This is a genomic window from Pantoea sp. Seng, assembly GCF_009829935.1.
GTDB classification, from domain to species: Bacteria; Pseudomonadota; Gammaproteobacteria; order Enterobacterales; family Enterobacteriaceae; genus Pantoea; species Pantoea communis.
Genome location: NZ_SZZV01000023.1, coordinates 28,285 through 45,320, shown reverse-complemented (window position 1 = coordinate 45,320; position 17,036 = coordinate 28,285). Strand labels below are relative to the sequence as shown.

Sequence of the window (17,036 nt, the reverse complement as noted above, 5' to 3'; positions counted from 1 at the left end):
CTGCTGCAGTCTTTATCGATCTCATGCGGCCTGGTTTTCTTTCTGGAAATTTTACGTACCGCATTAGCACCAACGATGCCTGTAGTCTGTTGCAGTTATCTTACAGGTTATCCACAATGCGCCTGCAACGTACCGACGGCGTTTTACCCTATCTGCAAAATTGTTTTGAACAGAGTTATCCACAAGCTCTGGACAAGCCCCTGCGCGCAATATTCTACTTAAATGTTTACAATAATCATTTAACTCATTGATTGTTAATGAATTAAAGGTATTTCAGTCTGTGAATAGTCTTGGTAGACGATATAATGATCCTCGTCACTATTCGGCTTTATAATTTTATTCACAGCATGTGGAAAAGGATTTTATCCTGCGTGATTGGTTAATCACGCATCACGGACCAGGCCTTTCTCGACGGCGCGCACTAAGCGCTGTTTCTTCGCGGGCTGAACATCCACGCTCTGTGCCGCACGCCTCTGTAATTGCTGCGTGATGGCCCAGTCAATATGCTCATCCAGCATGGCGTTTTCACCGCTACGCATTTGCAACGCCGCCAGATTTTCTTCTGCCCAGGGCGCATTGCCCAATGCTACTGCGATATTCCTCAGCCAGCGTAAGTGGCCGATGCGGCGAATCGCAGAGCCTTCAGTGACTCGCAAGAATTTCGCTTCATCCCACTTGAAGAGATCCACCAACGGCGGCGCGTGCAGCACCGCGCGCGGCGAGAAATCATCTTCATCGGTCAACTGACCATAACGATTCCACGGACAGATAAGCTGGCAATCGTCACATCCATAGATGCGGTTACCAATCAGCGGACGGAATTCTTCCGGTATCGCACCTTCCAGCTCAATAGTGAGATAGGAAATACAGCGCCGCGCGTCAACCACATAAGGCTCAACGATAGCGGAAGTCGGGCAAATAGTGATGCAGGCGACGCAGCGACCGCACTGTTCTTCCTGTGGCTGATCGACGGGCAACGGCAAATCAATCAGCAACTCGCCGAGAAAGAACCAGGAACCGGCTTCGCGATTGAGAATGAGCGAGTGTTTACCGGTCCAGCCCAAGCCTGCTTTGGCGGCAATCGGCCGTTCAAGGATGGGGGCGGAATCGACAAATGGGCGAAAGTTGAGTTCGCCACAATGCGCCTGAATCATTTCTCCAAGCTTTTTCAGGCGATTGCGCAATACTTTGTGATAATCGCGGCCCAGCGCATAGCGGCTGACATAGCCCAGCTGAGGATTTTTTAAGGTGCTGGCAAACGCCGCTTTGGCCGGAAGGTAGTTCATGCGCACGCTGATCACGCGCAGTGTGCCGGGCAGGAGTTCATGCGGACGCGCACGCATCATGCCGTGGCGCGCCATCCAGTCCATCTCTCCGTGATACTGCTTCTCCAGCCAATCCTGTAATTTGGGCTCTTCAGCGCTAAGATCGGTATCGCAAATACCAACCTGCTGAAAGCCGAGTTCGCGCCCCCACTGTTTAATTTGGTGGGCAAGCTGTTGAAGATCGAGAGGGTATGACATGAGAAACCAGGCAATTGAAGCAAACCCGCGCAGTTTACCACACTCTGTCTGGCCTGCGCAGGCGATAGGGCAACTGGAGCGCGATGCGGCGGATAGCCTGGGTTTAACCTTGTATGAATTGATGCTGCGCGCCGGACAGGCGAGCTACGAACGGGTGCGGGCGCAATGGCCGCAGGCGCAGCATTGGCTGATTCTGTGCGGACAGGGTAATAACGGGGGCGATGGCTATGTGGTGGCGCGGTTGGCACAGGCTGCGGGGCTAGAGGTGACACTGCTGGCATGTACCGGTAATAAGCCGCTGCCGGAAGAAGCGCAGCAGGCGCAAGAAGCCTGGCTGGCGGCGGGCGGGGTGATACATGCCCCGGATGCGTCATGGCCGCAAAACATTGATGTGATCATCGATGCATTGCTCGGTACCGGCATCAATCGTGCACCAGCCGCGCCTTACGCTGAATTGATTGATCTGGCCAATGCACATGCCGCGCCCATCTTCGCGATAGATATTCCATCGGGGTTGAATGCTGCCACTGGCACCACGCCGGGCAATGCCATCAACGCGGATGTCACCCTGAGTATGATTGTGTTGAAACCGGGATTGTTGACTGGTAAAGCTCGCGATCACGTGGGTCGATTACATTGTGATGCGCTAGGCCTGAACGCATTCCTCGCGGGCGAGACGGATCCCATTCAACGCTACGATGCGGCTGATCTGGTGCACTGGCTGAAACCACGAAAAGCCACTTCGCACAAAGGTGACCATGGACGTTTAGTGGTAGTGGGAGGGGATACTGGCACCGCCGGGGCGATTCGAATGACGGCGGAAGCGGCGCTGCGCAGTGGTGCTGGGCTTGTGCGCGTGCTCACGCATGAAGATAATATCGGCCCGATTCTGACCGCGCGACCGGAGCTTATGGTCGATGCGCTAAATGATGAAACGCTGGAACAGGCCCTGCAATGGGCAGACGTGATCGCTATCGGGCCCGGACTGGGACAACGTGAGTGGGCTCAGAAGGCACTGAAAAAAGTCGCGTCTAGTGAAAAGCCGATGCTTTGGGATGCTGATGCGCTTAACCTGCTGGCAATCAAGCCGGATTACCGTCAGAATCGCATCATTACTCCGCATCCTGGCGAGGCCGCACGGCTGTTAGGCGTGAAGACCAGTGAGGTCGAGCGCGACCGCTTACAGGCGGCGCAAACACTCGCTAAACGCTACGGCGGTGTGGTGGTGCTGAAAGGCGCAGGCACGATCGTGGCCAGCGCGGCAGGTGACATCGCGATTGCGGATGTAGGCAATGCAGGGATGGCATCCGGCGGCATGGGCGATGTCCTGAGCGGTATCATTGCGGCCATGCTGGGCCAGAAACTGACTTTACTTGAGGCAGCCTGCGCGGGCTGTGTCGCACACGGTGCAGCGGCAGATGCGGTTGCCCGGCAGCGCGGTACGCGCGGCATGTTAGCCACTGATTTGTTCGAACTGCTGTGGCAGTTTGTTAATCCAGAGATGATCCAACAATAAAGCATGAAAACCTGTGTTATCCCTTTGCCCGATGAGGCGGCAACCCTAAATCTGGGTGCGCAACTTGCCCGCGTTTGCAGCAGCGCGTTGGTGATCTATCTTTATGGCGATCTCGGCGCCGGTAAAACCACGTTTAGCCGCGGCTTTTTGCAGGCGCTTGGCCATCAGGGCAATGTGAAAAGCCCAACCTATACGCTGGTGGAGCCCTACGAACTCGGCTCACGCACGCTGTATCACTTCGATCTTTATCGCCTGGCCGATCCTGAAGAGCTGGAGTTTATGGGTATCCGCGATTACTTCAGCGGGGATGCATTGTGCCTGGTCGAATGGCCGCAGCAGGGCGCTGGCGTATTACCCGAGCCCGATCTGGCATTGACGCTGCGCTACGTGGACGCGGCGCGAGAAGCGGAGATCAGCGCGGTTTCTGCAGTGGGTGAAACGCTGCTGGCCCAGTTCCAGCAAGGCAGGGAGTCGGCATGACCGCATGGATGAAAGGGATTCTGCTGGCTGCGCTCTGTATCGTTTCTGCTTCTGCGTTATCTGCCACCTTGTCAGATATCAAAGTCGAAAACGGCGACAGTCAGGCAACCGTCACGCTGAGTTTTAATGGTCAACCCGTGTATGGTTTCTTCCCGCTGCATAACCCCAATCGTGTGGTGCTGGATATTCGGCAAAGTGGCGCGATTAAGGGCTTGCCGCTGAACTTTAGCGGCGAAAACATCGTACAACGCATTCGCAATAGCCAGCCGAAAGATAAACAGAGTATTCGTTTGGTGTTCGAACTGACGCAGGCGGCACACACGCGTGCCAGCACCCAACGTGACGGCAATCAGTATCGCGTGGTGTTTACCATTCGCGGTACGCAACCGGCAAAACGCAGCACTGCTGCCGCACCGGTGACCACCGCTCGCCAGAGCGAGAGTGCGGCGAATCCCTTTAATGCCAATCCGGTGACCACCGTCACCAACAGCAACACCACGGTACGTCCGGGTGGCGCCGTTTCACGCAATGACACGGTGATTGTGGCGATTGATGCCGGCCACGGTGGTCAGGATCCCGGCGCATCGGGCCAGCATGGCCTGCACGAGAAGAACGTCACCATTGCCATTGCGCGCAAACTGAAAGCGCTGATGGATCAGGACCCGATGTTTAAGCCCGTGCTGACGCGAAACGGCGATTACTTTATCTCGGTGATGGGGCGTTCCGAGGTGGCGCGAAAAGAGAATGCCAATTTACTGGTATCGATTCACGCCGACGCCGCGCCCAACCATTCGGCGACCGGCGCATCCGTTTGGGTGTTATCAAACCGCCGCGCCAATAACGAAATGGCGAACTGGCTGGAACAGAAAGAGAAGCAGTCCGAATTGCTGGGCGGTGCTGGTGATTTACTGGCAAACAGCCAGGCTGATCCTTACTTAAGCCAGGCGGTACTGGATCTGCAATTCGGGCATTCACAGCGCGTTGGTTATGATGTCGCGGTGAAAGTGCTGCAGCAACTGCGCGGAGTGACGCCGTTGCACAAACGTTTACCGGAGCATGCCAGCTTAGGCGTGTTGCGTTCACCGGATATCCCTTCTTTACTGGTTGAGACTGGCTTTATCAGTAACGCGGCGGAGGAGCGGCTGCTTGGCAGCAGCGCGTATCAGGAGAAAATTGCTCAGTCGATCTATAAAGGACTGCGCAACTATTTCCTCGCGCATCCGCTGCAATCCATCCCAAAGGAGGAAAACCGGCCGCTGGACAGCGCACCAGCGGTTAGCGTTGCCAGCAACCCGGCAACCGGTACCGTGCAATACACTGGCGCGACGCAGCGCCATACGGTGACGCGCGGTGAGACGTTGTCAGGTATTGCCGCCAAATACGGTGTCAGCATGGCAACTCTGCGTGACCTCAATAGCCTGAAACGCGATGTGGTGTGGGTCGGGCAACACTTGAAAGTCCCGGCAAAATCGGGCGTGAGCGTGACCGCTGCGAGTCGTCCTACCCGACACAAAGTGGTACGCGGTGATTCACTCACTGGGATCGCCGCTCATTATGGTGTCAGCCCCAAAGCCATCATGCAGGCGAATAATATGAAGTCGAGCAACGTGATGCTGGGGCAAAACTTAAAGATTCCACAATCCTGATTGCTGGCGCTGCGGCGCCAGTCTGCTTAAAGGATCACCACCATGCCAATACAGATTTTACCGCCGCAGCTGGCGAACCAGATTGCCGCCGGCGAAGTGGTTGAGCGCCCGGCATCGGTCGTAAAAGAGCTGGTGGAAAACAGTCTTGATGCCGGCGCGACGCGCATTGACGTTGATATCGAAAAAGGCGGCGCGAAGTTGATTCGCATCCGCGATAACGGTTGTGGCATCGCCAAAGCCGAACTGGCCATGGCATTGGCTCGCCATGCCACCAGTAAAATTGCTTCGCTGGATGATCTTGAGGCGATTATGAGCCTCGGTTTTCGCGGCGAAGCCCTCGCCAGTATCAGTTCGGTTTCACGCCTCACGCTAACCTCTCGCACCGCGGATCAACACGAAGCCTGGCAAGCCTATGCGGAAGGACGAGATATGGATGTCACGGTGAAACCTGCAGCACATCCTGTCGGGACGTCGCTGGAAGTGCTCGATCTGTTTTACAACACCCCGGCGCGGCGCAAGTTCATGCGCACTGAGAAGACCGAATTTACCCATATTGATGAAGTGATTCGCCGTATCGCGCTGGCGCGCTTTGACGTGGCAATTTCGCTGACCCACAACGGCAAGATGATTCGCCAGTATCGCGCGGTGGATCAGGAAGCGCAGCGTGAACGCCGTCTTGGCGCTATCTGTGGCACCCCCTTTATGCAACATGCTCTGCGCATTGACTGGCAGCATGACGATTTGGCGTTGCGTGGATGGGTGGCCGATCCCGCCGGGTCACGTCAGGTGACGGATCTGCAATATTGTTACGTCAATGGCCGCATGATGCGTGACAAGCTGATCAACCATGCGATTCGGCAGGCGTATCAGACGCAGTTGGGGGAAGATCAACAACCCGCTTATGTGCTGTATCTGGAGATCGATCCCCATCAGGTGGATGTCAATGTTCATCCCGCCAAGCACGAAGTCCGTTTTCACCAGTCACGGCTGGTGCATGATTTCATCTGGCAGGGCGTCATGAGTGCGTTGCAGGCGAGCCGTGCCGCAGAGTTGCCCATCGCGCATGCGGAAGAGCCCGCGCCAAAGTGGCAGCCAGAGAACCGACAGGCCGCGGGTGCGAATCACTTTGCGCAACCCGTGAGCCCATCACGCAATAGCACCAGCTCCAGCTCCAGCAGCAGCGGTGCGGCTGCGGCTGCGGCGGGAACGCACGCGGGTTGGCAGAATAAAGAGCCGGTGTATCGTGCACGTGAAGGGGCCGCCTACCAGCAGTTAATGAAAACGCCTGTGGCCGAAGCCCCTCGCGCCGCCGCGCCGCAACCGGCTCCCGTGCGTCAGCCTGAAGCACGCGAAGCGCCGTTGGCTGCACATGCGCAAAGTTTTGGTCGTGTGCTGAGCGTGATGCATGAGCAATATGCGCTGCTGGAACGGGGTCATCAATTACAGTTGTTGTCACTGAATGTGGCCTCACGCTGGCTGAAACAGGCCCAGTTACAACCGGGAGAAGAGGGCTTGAAACCTCAACCTTTACTGATCCCGGTCCGGCTGAAAATTGCCAAAGAAGAGTTGAATGTGATCGATGTTCAGGGCGCGTTATTGAGGCTGATGGGCATTGATTTACAACGAGAAGGTCAGCACGTCACCTTACGCGCCGTCCCTTTACCGTTACGCACACAAAATTTACAAATCTTGATTCCAGAACTGTTAGGCTACTTGGCCCGGCAGCAAGAGGTTTCTGCATCTGCGTTGGCCCAATGGCTGGCACGTCGTGATGATGCAGAACACGCTCACTGGAATCACTCGCAGGCGATTGCACTGCTGGCAGAGCTGGAAAGGCTATGCCCGCATCTGCTCAAGTCGCCGCCTTCAGGTCTGTTACAGACCATTGAGATTGAGAGCGCGATTAACGCGTTGAAGCATGAGTGAACTAAACCAGGCTAGCCGGCCAAAGGCAATTTTTTTGATGGGGCCTACCGCCTCCGGTAAGACGGCATTAGCGATTTCGCTGCGTCAGCAACTTCCGGTGGAACTTATCAGCGTTGACTCTGCCTTAATCTATCGCGGGATGGATATTGGCACGGCGAAACCGTCGGCAGAAGAGTTAGCACTGGCGCCCCATCGTTTGCTGAACATTCGCGATCCGGCGGAAGCGTATTCCGCCGCTGAGTTTCGTCGCGATGCGCTGGCAGAAATGGCGGAGATTACCCAAAAGGGTAAGATTCCGTTGCTTGTTGGTGGAACCATGCTCTACTTCAAGGCGTTGCTTGAAGGATTGTCGCCGTTGCCCTCGGCCGATCCCGAGGTGCGTCAGCGGATAGAGCAAATGGCGGCGGAGAAAGGGTGGGAAGCCCTACACCGCCAGCTGTGTGAAATCGATCCGGTCGCCGGTAGTCGTATTCATCCGAATGATCCGCAGAGACTTTCGCGAGCACTGGAAGTTTTTTTTATTTCGGGTAAAACTTTAACGGAACTGACAAAAACATCCGGCGAAGCGTTACCCTACGACGTGTACCAGTTTGCTATCGCTCCGGCAAATCGTGAACTGATACATCAACGCATTGCGTTGCGTTACGACCAGATGCTAGCGTCAGGATTTGAAGCGGAGGCTCGTGAACTGTTTGCACGAGGTGATTTGCATACGGATATGCCTTCCATTCGTTGTGTAGGTTATCGCCAGATGTGGTCTTATCTCTCTGGTGAAATCGATTACGACGAAATGGTTTATCGGGGAATTTGCGCCACCCGGCAGCTCGCTAAACGCCAGATGACCTGGTTACGTGGCTGGCCAAACGTCCATTGGTTAGACAGTGACGAGCCAGAATTAGCCCGTAATGCGGTGCTTCAGGTAGTTAGTGCGTAGCAGGGATGATTGTGTACAATTGGTCCGTTATCGTGCGCAAATTTTTACGCAGTTTTTCTGAACCACGGTTCTTAAAGTAACAAACAACAAGCATATAAGGAAAAGATAGAATGGCTAAGGGGCAATCATTACAAGACCCGTTTTTGAACGCATTGCGTCGTGAACGTGTACCGGTTTCGATCTATTTGGTGAATGGTATTAAGCTGCAAGGACAAATTGAATCCTTTGATCAATTCGTCATTCTGTTGAAAAACACGGTTAGCCAGATGGTGTACAAGCACGCCATCTCTACAGTGGTTCCTTCTCGTCCGGTTTCGCACCATAGCAACAACCCGGGCGGTAGCGGTGGCAGCAGCAATTACCACCATAGCGGAAGCAACCAGGGCGCTCAGTCGCAGCCACAACAAGACGGCGATAACGCAGAATAATTTTGCGCTGCCGTAAAGCCAGGGCTGGGGAGCGAAAGCGTTTTCCCGTCCTGGTTATTTTATTTTAGCGAGGTTATAGCTTGTTTGACCGTTATGATGCCGGTGAGCAGGCCGTACTGGTACACATCTGGTTCTCCCAAGACAAAGAGCTGGAAGATTTGCAGGAGTTCGAAACTCTTGTCTCTTCTGCGGGCGTCGAAGCGCTGCATGTGATTACTGGCAGCCGTAAAGCGCCACATCCCAAATATTTTGTCGGTGAAGGAAAGGCAGTTGAAATTGCCGATGCGGTGAAAGCGAGTGGAGCATCGGTCGTATTATTCGATCATGCCTTATCGCCTGCCCAGGAACGTAATCTCGAGCGAGTGTGTGAATGTCGCGTTGTCGACCGCACTGGCTTAATTCTCGATATTTTTGCTCAGCGCGCCCGTACCCATGAGGGTAAATTACAGGTCGAGCTGGCACAGTTACGCCACATGGCAACCCGTTTGGTGCGTGGATGGACGCACCTTGAGCGCCAAAAAGGCGGTATTGGTTTACGTGGTCCCGGTGAAACGCAGCTGGAAACGGACCGCCGCTTACTGCGTAATCGCATTAGTCTCATCCTTTCTCGCCTTGAGCGTGTGGAGAAGCAGCGCGAACAGGGCCGACAAGCACGCGCCAAAGCCGATGTGCCGACCGTTTCGCTGGTGGGATACACCAACGCCGGCAAATCTACCCTGTTCAATGCGGTGACGTCAGCCAATGTATATGCGGCCGATCAGCTGTTTGCGACTCTCGATCCGACACTGCGTCGCCTGAATGTGGCAGACGTGGGTGAGGTGGTTTTAGCGGATACCGTTGGGTTTATTCGCCACTTACCGCATGACTTAGTGGCGGCCTTTAAAGCCACACTGCAGGAAACACGTCAGGCGACGCTCTTGCTGCACGTGATTGACGCTGCCGATTTGCGCGTCAACGACAACATCGACGCCGTTAATGAAGTATTGGCAGAAATCGAATCGGATGAAATTCCCATGCTGTTGATTATGAATAAAATCGACATGCTGGACGGTTTTGTGCCGCGTATTGATCGTGATGAAGAGAATAAGCCGACACGCGTCTGGCTTTCTGCTCAGAGCGGTGAAGGTCTACCCTTACTTTGGCAGGCGCTGTCTGAACGCTTAGCCGGTGAAATTGCGCAGTATGATTTACGTCTGCCGCCAGAAGCGGGCCGTTTGCGCAGCCGCTTCTACCAACTGCAGGCGATTGAGAAAGAATGGAATGAAGATGATGGTTCTGTAGGTATGCACGTGCGAATGCCAATCGTTGACTGGCGTCGTTTGTGCAAACAGGAACCGTCATTAGCCAGTTATATTGTTTGATATTGCCCTAACGCCTTTACCTAACTTGTTGAAAATTGCTGCAATTATTTCTCTGGGCCGCAATTCGAAAGAGGAAGGGTAAAAAACGTAAATACAATAAATGGAGTAGAAACATGGCGTGGAATCAGCCCGGAAATAACGGACAGGACCGCGACCCGTGGGGAAGCAGCAATAATCAAGGCGGCAACTCTGGGGGAAATAAGGGAGGGCGCGATCAGGGGCCTCCTGATCTGGATGATATCTTCCGTAAGTTGAGTAAAAAACTCGGCGGACTGGGCGGTGGCAAACAGAGTGACAACAATGGCCAGCGCGGCGGCGGTAGCGGTGGCAAACTGGTTGGCATCGTTGCCGTAGCCGCAGTGGTCATCTGGGCTGCCAGCGGTTTCTACACCATCAAAGAAGCAGAACGTGGCGTTGTGACTCGTTTTGGTAAGTTCAGCCATCTGGTTGAACCGGGCCTGAACTGGAAGCCAACCTTTATCGATCAGGTGCGTGCCGTTAACGTTGAAGCCGTGCGTGAACTGGCCGCCTCTGGCGTGATGCTGACGTCGGACGAAAACGTGGTGCGCGTGGAAATGAACGTGCAGTACCGCGTAACCAATCCTGAGCAGTATTTGTATGCGGTCACCAGCGCTGACGACAGTTTGCGTCAGGCCACCGACAGTGCGCTGCGCGGTGTGATTGGTCGTTCTACCATGGATCGTATCCTCACTGAAGGCCGTACCGTGGTGCGTAGCGAGACGCAACGTGAGCTGGATGAAACCATCCGTCCTTACAACATGGGGATTACCCTGCTTGACGTCAACTTCCAGGCGGCACGTCCACCGGAAGAAGTGAAGGCCTCGTTTGACGATGCCATCGCCGCACGTGAAAACCGCGAGCAGTACGTGCGTGAAGCAGAAGCCTATTCGAATGAAGTGCAGCCGCGTGCGAACGGTCAGGCGCAACGTATTCTGGAAGAAGCCCGCGCTTACAAAGAGCGTACGGTGTTAGAAGCGCAGGGTGAAGTGGCACGCTTTGCTTTACTGCTGCCGGAATACAAAGCCGCACCGCAAATCACCAAAGAGCGTCTGTATATCGAAAGCATGGAACGCGTGCTGAGCCATACACGTAAAGTCCTGGTTAACGACCGTGGTAACAGCCTGATGGTGCTGCCACTGGATCAACTGATGCGTGGTGGTCAGATTTCTGGCAGCCAGGCTGGCCAGAAAAACACTAATTTGATGAAGCTGCCTTCGTCTGGCAGCAGTGCCAGCAATGATGACTCTTCGTCTTATAGTCCGAGCAGCATCATGGACCAGCGTCGCGCCAATGCGTTACGCAACGATACCCAGCGCGCAGGGAGGGAGTAATCGATGCGTAAGCCAATTATTGCCGTAATTATTGTCGTCCTGGTGGCGCTGTACGCATCGCTGTTCGTGGTGCAAGAAGGTGAGCGCGGTATCGTGCTGCGCTTCGGTAAAGTTCTGCGCGATAGCGAGAACAAGCCGCAGGTTTATGAGCCGGGTCTGCATTTCAAGATCCCATTCATTGAAACTGTGAAGTCGCTGGATGCACGTATCCAGACCATGGACAACCAGGCCGATCGCTTTGTTACCAAAGAGAAGAAAGACCTGATCGTTGATTCCTACATCAAGTGGCGTATCAGTGATTTTAGCCGCTACTACCTGGCAACGGGCGGTGGTGATGTTTCTCAGGCTGAAGTGTTGCTGAAACGTAAGTTTAGTGACCGTCTGCGCTCTGAGATGGGGCGCCTGGATGTGAAAGACATCGTGACGGATTCACGTGGTCGTTTGACTACCGACGTGCGTGATGCGTTGAACACCGGTACCGCAGGCAGTGATGACGAAGTGCAGACGCCAGCCGCAGATGATGCGATTGCCAGCGCGGCAGCCCGCGTAGAGCGTGAAACCAACAGCAGCGAGCCAGCACCGAACCCGAACAGTATGGCTGCCCTGGGTATTCAGGTGGTTGACGTACGCATCAAGCAGATCAACCTGCCAGCTGAAGTGTCTGATGCTATCTACAACCGTATGCGCGCTGAGCGTGAAGCGGTTGCCCGTAGCCAGCGTTCACAAGGTCAGGAAGAGGCTGAAAAACTGCGTGCTCAGGCGGATTACCAGGTCACACGTACTTTGGCTGAAGCCCAGCGTCAGGCATTGATTTCACGTGGTGAAGGTGATGCGCAGGCAGCAAAACTGTTTGCAGATGCTTTCGGTCAGGATCCTGATTTCTATGCCTTTATCCGCAGCCTGCGTGCTTACGAGAACAGCTTCTCTGATAACCAGGATGTGATGGTGTTGAGCCCGGATAGCGATTTCTTCCGCTTTATGAAGGCACCGACTAACACCGCGCGTTAAGAACTGATATAACCTTGAGGCCGACAATGTTGTCGGCCTTTTTTTTTGGGAAAAATAGAATGAACACAACCATCTGGATGGCGCTGGCATTAGTTCTGGTGCTGGAAGGGCTGGGTCCGATGTTTCTGCCGCGTATCTGGCGCCGCATGATTCTGTCTATGGCGCAGTTGCCCGATCGCATCCTGCATCGTTTTGGTGGTGGATTAGTGGTAGCGGGCGTGGTGATTTATTACATGCTGAGCGTGCACGCGAGCGCATAGCATTAAATTTGAGCGATAATGCACGGCTAAATTGTGTCTTGCAGTCGATGTTCCCCCCAACATGTTGTATTGATCAAAACGCGGGCAAAAAACCGCGCAATCGTATGCTAAAAGTGCTGAAAGTGAGCAAAACCGATGGTAGAATCCATTTTTAAGCAATCGGTGATTTTGAAAAAATGGGTAAGAACGTCGTCGTACTGGGCACCCAATGGGGTGACGAAGGTAAAGGTAAGATCGTAGACCTTCTGACTGAACGCGCGAATTACGTTGTGCGTTACCAGGGTGGCCACAATGCAGGCCATACACTTGTCATCAACGGTGAAAAAACCGTCCTCCACTTAATTCCATCTGGCATCCTGCGTGATAACGTGACCAGCATCATTGGTAATGGTGTTGTGCTGTCACCTGAAGCGCTGATGAAAGAGATGAAAGGCCTGGAAGAGCGCGGTGTGCCGGTACGTGAACGTCTGCTGATCTCCGAAGCATGTCCACTGATTCTGCAATATCACGTCGCGATGGACGTGGCGCGCGAAAAAGCGCGTGGCGCCAAAGCGATTGGTACCACCGGTCGTGGTATCGGTCCAGCTTACGAAGATAAAGTTGCACGTCGCGGTCTGCGCGTGAGCGACCTCTTCAATAAAGAAACCTTCGCCGTTAAGCTGAAAGAAATCGTCGATTTCTACAACTTCCAGCTGGTTAACTACTACAAAACTGATGCGGTTGACTACGAAAAAGTGCTGAGCGATACGTTGGCTGTGGCTGACATTCTGACCAGCATGGTGGTTGACGTTTCTGACCTGTTGGACGGTGCGCGCAAGCGTGGCGATCTGATCATGTTCGAAGGCGCACAGGGTACGCTGCTGGATATCGACCACGGTACTTATCCGTATGTGACCTCGTCTAACACCACCGCAGGTGGCGTGGCGACGGGCTCCGGTATTGGCCCACGTTATGTTGATTACGTGCTGGGTATCGTTAAAGCTTACTCAACGCGTGTTGGTGCGGGTCCATTCCCTACCGAACTGTTTGACGAAACTGGCGAGTTCCTGTGTGCACAGGGCCACGAATTTGGCGCGACCACCGGTCGTCGTCGTCGTACCGGCTGGCTGGATGCGGTTGCCGTTCGTCGCGCAGTACAGATCAACTCCCTGTCAGGTTTCTGCATGACCAAACTGGACGTGCTGGATGGCCTGAAAGAAGTGAAAATCTGTGTGGCTTATCGCATGCCGGATGGCCGCGAGATGACCACCACGCCACTGGCTGCGGAAGGTTGGGAAGGTATTGAGCCAATCTACGAAACCATGCCTGGCTGGAGCGAAACCACCTTTGGTGTGAAAACGCTGGAAGGTCTGCCACAGGCCGCGCGTGACTACATCAAGCGTGTAGAAGAAGTGACCGGTGTGCCGATTGATATTATTTCAACTGGCCCGGACCGTAGTGAGACCATGATTCTGCGCGACCCGTTCGACGCATAATCTTACATGGCCGGACACTGTCCGGCCTTTGTTTATCCGCTCTTTGACTCCGCTCACTCTCTTTTTTCTTGCAATTATCGATACTTGCTTAAGAAAAAACGCACCGGCTTCCACGCTCTGGTTTATCATCATACTTAAATACCACGCCGACCGGCGCATAACCCTAACGCCCGATGATTCACCGAGGTATATGTGCAGCTAACGAGTTTCACCGATTATGGTCTGCGTGCGCTGATTTACATGGCGACGTTGCCGGAAGGTAAGCAGACCAACATTACCGAAGTCACCGATACCTACGGGGTGTCGCGTAACCATATGGTTAAAATCATCAACCAACTCAGCCGGGCTGGCTTTGTCGCCGCGACACGCGGTAAAAACGGCGGAATTCGTTTAGGCATGGACCCGGAAAAAATCGTGATTGGTCAGGTTGTGAGAAAAATGGAGCCTTTGCAGCTGGTGAACTGTGAAGAGTGCGCCATCACACCGGCCTGTCGTCTGCGCAAGGCGCTGCACGATGCGGTCCAGTTATTCCTCAAAGAGCTGGATAACTATACGTTGGCCGATCTGGTCAAAGATAACGATTCACTGTACCAAATTTTATTGTCCGAACCGCCGGTGGCAATCCAAATTAAATGACATCGGAGGAACCGTAATGTCAAAAGATCCTTACCAGGATAGAGAAGCAGAAAAGTACGACAACCCCATTCCAAGCCGCGAATTTATTCTGGCGCTGTTAGAAAAGCGTGAGAAACCCATCAATCGCGATGAAATTGCCCAGGAATTGAATATCACCAGCGAAGAGCAGCTCGAAGCGCTGCGCCGTCGTCTGCGCGCCATGGAGCGTGACGGTCAGCTGGTGTTTACCCGTCGTCAATGTTACGCCCTGCCAGAACGCCTCGACTTACTGCGCGGCAAAGTGATTGGCCATCGTGATGGCTATGGCTTCCTGCGCGTCGAAGGCCAGAAAGATGATTTCTATCTCTCTGCTGAGCAGATGAAATTTTGCCTGCACGGTGATGTGATTCTGGCACAGCCAGGCAGCGCGGATCGAAAAGGTCGTCGCGAGGCACGCGTGGTGCGCGTGCTGGAACCCCGTAACAGCCAGATCGTTGGCCGTTACTTTACCGATGCCGGCACCGGTTTTGTGGTGCCGGATGACAGCCGCCTGAGCTTCGACATCCTGATTCCGCAGGAAGAAACCCAGGGCGCGCGCATGGGCTCGGTAGTGGTTGTAGAGATCGTCCAGCGCTCAACCCGTCGCACCAAAGCCATTGGTAAGGTCACCGAGATTCTCGGCGATAACATGGGCACCGGTCTTGCGGTCGATATGGCGCTGCGCACCCACGAGATCCCACATACCTGGCCAGAAGAAGTTGAGAAAGAGATTTCGAAACTGCAAGAACAGGTGCCTGAAGCGGCTAAGAAAGGCCGCGTCGATCTGCGTGAGTTACCGCTCGTCACCATCGATGGTGAAGATGCGCGTGACTTCGATGATGCCGTTTACTGCGAGAAAAAACGCGGTGGTGGCTGGCGTCTGTGGGTGGCGATTGCGGATGTCAGCTATTACGTGCGTCCAGGCACGGCGTTAGATGACGAAGCGCATCAGCGCGGCACGTCGGTTTACTTCCCGTCACAAGTGGTGCCGATGCTGCCGGAGATCCTCTCCAACGGTTTGTGCTCGCTGAACCCGCAGGTGGATCGTCTGTGCATGGTGTGCGAGATGACCATCTCTTCCAGCGGCAAGCTCACCGGCTATAAGCACTACGAGGCGGTGATGAACTCCCACGCGCGTCTGACCTACACCAAGGTGTGGAACATTCTGCAGGGCGATACCGAGCTGCGTGAGCAGTATGCCGCGCAGGTGAAACACCTTGAAGAGCTGCATCACATGTATCAGGAGCTGGAAACCGCACGTGAGCAGCGTGGCGGCATCTCCTTCGAAACGGAAGAGGCCAAATTTATCTTCAATGCGGAGCGTCGTATTGATCGCGTTGAACGTACCGTGCGTAACGATGCGCACAAGCTGATCGAAGAGTGCATGATTCTCGCCAACATCGCCTCGGCGCGTTATGTTGAGAAGCATCAGGAACCGTCACTGTTCCGCGATCACGATCGTCCAACCGAAGATAGCATCAAAAGCTTCCGCACCGTATTGAACGAGCTGGGCTTGAGCCTGCCAGGAGGCGCGAAACCGCAGCCTGTCGACTATGCCGAATTGCTCAAGCAAGTGGCCGATCGCCCGGATGCAGAGATGCTGCAAACCATGCTGCTGCGCTCAATGAAGCAAGCGGTGTACGATCCTGAAAACCGTGGTCACTTTGGCCTGGCGTTGCAGTCCTATGCACACTTCACTTCGCCAATTCGTCGTTATCCTGATCTGCTGCTGCACCGTGCGATTAAATACCTGCTGGCGAAAGAGCAGGGCACGCTGAAAGGCAACACTACGCCAAACGGCGGTTATCACTACGATATGCAGCAGATGTTGCAGCTCGGCCAGCACTGTTCGATGACCGAACGCCGTGCTGATGAAGCCACGCGTGATGTCGCGGACTGGCTGAAATGTGACTTTATGCAGGATCAGGTTGGCAACGTGTTTAGCGGCGTGATCTCCAGCGTGACCGGATTTGGCTTCTTCGTGCGTCTCAACGATCTGTTTATCGATGGTTTGGTGCACGTCTCTTCACTGGATAACGATTACTACCGTTTCGATCCAATTGGTCAGCGTCTGATTGGCGAATCTGGTGGCCGTACTTATCGTTTAGGCGATACGGTGGAAGTGCGTGTGGAAGCGGTGCACATGGATGAGCGCAAAATCGACTTTGCGCTCATCTCCAGCAAGCGCGTACCGCGCGGCGAGGGTAAAACCGAGCGCGAACGTGAGAAGCGCGGCGGCAAGCCGCCGGCAAGACGTCGTCGTGATGCGGGTAAAAAGGGCACCTTCGAGCCAGATTCAGCGTTCCGCAGCGAGAAGAAGCAGCATGCGCCTGCTGAAAAATCGGCTAAAACTGAGAAAAAAGGCAAAAAAGTCTCTGAGAAAACCCGTAAAATCGCCGCCGCCACCAAGGCCAAGCGCGGGTCGAAGAAGAAACCTAACGAAGCTTGAGGGTTGGCTCGCGAAGCCTGAAGA

General features: G+C 54.4%; 14 protein-coding genes. 13 read left to right on the top strand and 1 reads right to left on the bottom strand.

The genetic code is table 11. The annotated features are described in order from the left end of the window. Window positions 1-383: 383 nt before the first annotated feature. Window positions 384-1,523, bottom strand: coding sequence for a tRNA epoxyqueuosine(34) reductase QueG (gene queG / locus FD737_RS20420; RefSeq protein WP_097119483.1), 1,140 nt, complete (start codon window positions 1,521-1,523; stop codon window positions 384-386). On the opposite strand from queG, the gene nnr reads away from it, so the two are divergent. From nnr to rnr, 13 genes are all read left to right on the top strand, one after another. After that, on the top strand, window positions 1,522-3,039 hold the full coding sequence (gene nnr, locus FD737_RS20415) for a bifunctional ADP-dependent NAD(P)H-hydrate dehydratase/NAD(P)H-hydrate epimerase (RefSeq protein WP_097119484.1): 1,518 nt from the start codon (window positions 1,522-1,524) through the stop codon (window positions 3,037-3,039). The genes queG and nnr overlap by 2 nt on opposite strands. Before the next feature lie 3 nt (window positions 3,040-3,042). After that, window positions 3,043-3,519 carry a tRNA (adenosine(37)-N6)-threonylcarbamoyltransferase complex ATPase subunit type 1 TsaE gene (gene tsaE, locus FD737_RS20410; RefSeq protein ID WP_034829377.1) on the top strand — a complete coding sequence of 159 codons (477 nt, stop codon included), beginning with the start codon at window positions 3,043-3,045 and terminating at the stop codon, window positions 3,517-3,519. A gap of 8 nt (window positions 3,520-3,527) precedes the next feature. After that, window positions 3,528-5,165 (top strand): N-acetylmuramoyl-L-alanine amidase AmiB, encoded by a 1,638-nt coding sequence (gene amiB / locus FD737_RS20405; RefSeq protein ID WP_370523126.1) that lies wholly within the window; start codon window positions 3,528-3,530, stop codon window positions 5,163-5,165. Window positions 5,166-5,207: 42 nt separating this feature from the next. Further along, a complete protein-coding gene (mutL, locus tag FD737_RS20400; RefSeq protein WP_160834427.1) occupies window positions 5,208-7,091 on the top strand; it encodes a DNA mismatch repair endonuclease MutL in 1,884 nt (627 codons plus the stop codon). Beyond that, a complete protein-coding gene (miaA, locus tag FD737_RS20395) occupies window positions 7,084-8,025 on the top strand; it encodes a tRNA (adenosine(37)-N6)-dimethylallyltransferase MiaA (RefSeq protein ID WP_160834426.1) in 942 nt (313 codons plus the stop codon). The genes mutL and miaA overlap by 8 nt, the downstream gene beginning before the upstream one ends. Window positions 8,026-8,135: 110 nt before the next feature. Then, window positions 8,136-8,453, top strand: a complete 318-nt coding sequence (gene hfq, locus FD737_RS20390; protein WP_034829366.1) for an RNA chaperone Hfq — start codon at window positions 8,136-8,138, stop codon at window positions 8,451-8,453. Window positions 8,454-8,533: 80 nt separating this feature from the next. Then, window positions 8,534-9,814: a ribosome rescue GTPase HflX gene (gene hflX / locus FD737_RS20385; RefSeq protein WP_097119487.1), complete on the top strand. Its 1,281-nt coding sequence runs from the start codon at window positions 8,534-8,536 to the stop codon at window positions 9,812-9,814. Window positions 9,815-9,927: 113 nt separating this feature from the next. Beyond that, a complete protein-coding gene (hflK, locus tag FD737_RS20380) occupies window positions 9,928-11,166 on the top strand; it encodes an FtsH protease activity modulator HflK (protein ID WP_034829354.1) in 1,239 nt (412 codons plus the stop codon). Window positions 11,167-11,169: 3 nt separating this feature from the next. Further along, on the top strand, window positions 11,170-12,174 hold the full coding sequence (gene hflC, locus FD737_RS20375) for a protease modulator HflC (RefSeq protein WP_034829352.1): 1,005 nt from the start codon (window positions 11,170-11,172) through the stop codon (window positions 12,172-12,174). Between the two features lie 59 nt (window positions 12,175-12,233). Beyond that, complete coding sequence (locus tag FD737_RS20370) at window positions 12,234-12,434, top strand: DUF2065 family protein (protein WP_034829350.1); 201 nt, start codon at window positions 12,234-12,236, stop codon at window positions 12,432-12,434. Between the two features lie 176 nt (window positions 12,435-12,610). Continuing rightward, a complete protein-coding gene (locus FD737_RS20365) occupies window positions 12,611-13,909 on the top strand; it encodes an adenylosuccinate synthase (RefSeq protein ID WP_097119488.1) in 1,299 nt (432 codons plus the stop codon). Between the two features lie 192 nt (window positions 13,910-14,101). Then, the gene (nsrR, locus tag FD737_RS20360; RefSeq protein WP_034829346.1) at window positions 14,102-14,545 is read left to right on the top strand and encodes a nitric oxide-sensing transcriptional repressor NsrR; all 444 of its coding nucleotides are present in this window, start codon (window positions 14,102-14,104) and stop codon (window positions 14,543-14,545) included. Window positions 14,546-14,561: 16 nt separating this feature from the next. Continuing rightward, the gene (gene rnr, locus FD737_RS20355; RefSeq protein ID WP_160834425.1) at window positions 14,562-17,012 is read left to right on the top strand and encodes a ribonuclease R; all 2,451 of its coding nucleotides are present in this window, start codon (window positions 14,562-14,564) and stop codon (window positions 17,010-17,012) included. Window positions 17,013-17,036 lie beyond the last annotated feature (24 nt).

What these genes read in the sequence shown, in the direction of transcription:
- nnr (WP_097119484.1), top strand. Translation starts at nt 1,522, where the DNA reads ATGAGAAACCAGGCAATTGAAGCAAACCCGCGCAGTTTACCACACTCT.
- queG (WP_097119483.1), bottom strand. Translation starts at nt 1,523, where the DNA reads ATGTCATACCCTCTCGATCTTCAACAGCTTGCCCACCAAATTAAACAG.
- tsaE (WP_034829377.1), top strand. Translation starts at nt 3,043, where the DNA reads ATGAAAACCTGTGTTATCCCTTTGCCCGATGAGGCGGCAACCCTAAAT.
- amiB (WP_370523126.1), top strand. Translation starts at nt 3,528, where the DNA reads ATGAAAGGGATTCTGCTGGCTGCGCTCTGTATCGTTTCTGCTTCTGCG.
- mutL (WP_160834427.1), top strand. Translation starts at nt 5,208, where the DNA reads ATGCCAATACAGATTTTACCGCCGCAGCTGGCGAACCAGATTGCCGCC.
- miaA (WP_160834426.1), top strand. Translation starts at nt 7,084, where the DNA reads ATGAGTGAACTAAACCAGGCTAGCCGGCCAAAGGCAATTTTTTTGATG.
- hfq (WP_034829366.1), top strand. Translation starts at nt 8,136, where the DNA reads ATGGCTAAGGGGCAATCATTACAAGACCCGTTTTTGAACGCATTGCGT.
- hflK (WP_034829354.1), top strand. Translation starts at nt 9,928, where the DNA reads ATGGCGTGGAATCAGCCCGGAAATAACGGACAGGACCGCGACCCGTGG.
- hflC (WP_034829352.1), top strand. Translation starts at nt 11,170, where the DNA reads ATGCGTAAGCCAATTATTGCCGTAATTATTGTCGTCCTGGTGGCGCTG.
- FD737_RS20370 (WP_034829350.1), top strand. Translation starts at nt 12,234, where the DNA reads ATGAACACAACCATCTGGATGGCGCTGGCATTAGTTCTGGTGCTGGAA.
- FD737_RS20365 (WP_097119488.1), top strand. Translation starts at nt 12,611, where the DNA reads ATGGGTAAGAACGTCGTCGTACTGGGCACCCAATGGGGTGACGAAGGT.
- rnr (WP_160834425.1), top strand. Translation starts at nt 14,562, where the DNA reads ATGTCAAAAGATCCTTACCAGGATAGAGAAGCAGAAAAGTACGACAAC.